Annotated in this window: 1 protein-coding gene; it reads right to left on the bottom strand. The window is 68.8% G+C overall.

All coding sequences use genetic code 11. From position 1 onward, the window contains the following. On the bottom strand, positions 1–446 hold a 446-nt coding region (locus ACLZOT_RS49835; RefSeq protein WP_416975961.1), incomplete at its 3' end, for an SDR family NAD(P)-dependent oxidoreductase. Between the last annotated feature and the right edge of the window lie 64 nt (positions 447–510).

Genomic DNA, 510 nt, shown 5'->3' with positions numbered 1-510 from the left:
GCCAGCTGACGCGTCATCGCGAGGACAGCGCCCTTGGTCGCCGCGTGCGCGAGTATGGGTACCCCCGGATTGCCCCGATGGGCCGCCACGGACGCGACATTGATGATGACGCCGCCTTGTTTCGCAAGGTGAGGCCAGGCGGCGCGGGTGACGTAGAAGACGAGATCGAGTTCGTTGCGCAGCGTGAATCGCCAGTCCTCGTCGGTCACACTCATCACCGGTCCGAAACGCGCCGACGAGGCGTTGTTGTAGACCACATCGATGCGTCCGTGTTCCCGCACGGCCCCTTCCACCCACGCTGTGGCCTCGGCGCGGTCGCCGAGATCGACGGGCGCCTGCCCGTCCATCACCCCACCCGCCGCCTCGACCTCGGCCACGGTCTGGCTGTGTGCCTTCTCGTCCACGTCACAGCCGACGACGACCGCACCCGCGGCGGCGAACCGCAAGGCCGCCTCGCGGCCCAGTCCCCCGCCCGTGCCCGTTATCAGGACGACCTTGTCCCGCAGTCCA

This window comes from Streptomyces sp. 4F14, from assembly GCF_048159485.1.
In the GTDB taxonomy this organism is placed as follows: Bacteria; Actinomycetota; Actinomycetes; order Streptomycetales; family Streptomycetaceae; genus Streptomyces.
The sequence above is the reverse complement of the archived record's forward strand: the minus strand, read 5'-3'. Positions and strand labels throughout refer to the sequence as shown.